The organism is Mesorhizobium sp. M1E.F.Ca.ET.063.01.1.1, assembly GCF_003998155.1.
GTDB lineage: Bacteria > Pseudomonadota > Alphaproteobacteria > Rhizobiales > Rhizobiaceae > Mesorhizobium.
The window spans coordinates 1-862 of sequence record NZ_RZSC01001325.1 but is presented as its reverse complement, the minus strand read 5'-3'; the positions used below and the strand labels follow the sequence as shown (position 1 = coordinate 862).

Below are 862 nucleotides of genomic sequence, written 5' to 3'. Positions count from 1 at the left end.
GTGCTGGTCTCGGCGTCGGCCGTCGCCTTCGCGCTCACCGGCGTGCTGACCAAGTCGATCCATGCCGATCCGCTCACCATCACCTGCTGGCGCGGCTTCTTCGGGTCGTTCCTGATCACCCTTTATGTGCTGTGGCGGCGGCGCCGTTCGGGCGGGAGCGAGAGCCTGCGGCTCGGCTGGCGCGGCTGGCTGCTGGCCGTCGAGGGCGCCGCGGCGAGCATCGCCTTCATCTCGGCGTTCAAGTTCACCTATGTCGCCAATGTGGCGGTGATCTATGCGACCTCGCCCTTCATCGCGGCATTGCTTGCCTTTCCGCTGGTGCGGGAAAAATTCCGGCTGCAGACGATGCTGGCGGCGGCCGTGTCGCTCTGCGGCGTCGCCATCATGGTGGGCGGCGGCCTCGGCAGCGGCCATCTGTTCGGCGACGGGCTGGCGCTGCTGATGACCACCGGCAGCGCGCTTTACATGATCATGGTGCGAGCCTTCCGCGACTCGCCCGTCGTCTGGGCCGGCGCGGTGTCCGCCTTCCTGCTCTTCGTGCTCGGCTGGTTCGTCACCGATCCGCTGGCCGTCTCGACCCGCGACATGGTGCTGCTTGCCACCTTCGGCTGCTCTTTCGCGCTGGCCTCGATCCTGTGGACGGAGGGCTCGCGGCTCATCCCGGCCGCCGAATCCGGCCTGCTCGGCTCGGCGGAAGTTCCCTTCGCCATCCTGTTTGCCTTGCTGTTCCTCGGCGAAATCCCGCCGATGGCCAGCATCATCGGCGGCGCGATCGTGCTTTGCGCAGTTTTCGCGCATGCCGGACGCGACTGGATGAAGGCGAAATCGGCGGGTTCTTAAATTATTTTCGAGGTCACGGAAC

General features: G+C 66.4%; 1 protein-coding gene. It reads left to right on the top strand.

All coding sequences use genetic code 11. The features are described from left to right. Positions 1–840: DMT family transporter (locus EOA29_RS38295; protein ID WP_245468785.1), on the top strand; the 840-nt coding region annotated here is incomplete at its 5' end. Between the last annotated feature and the right edge of the window lie 22 nt (positions 841–862).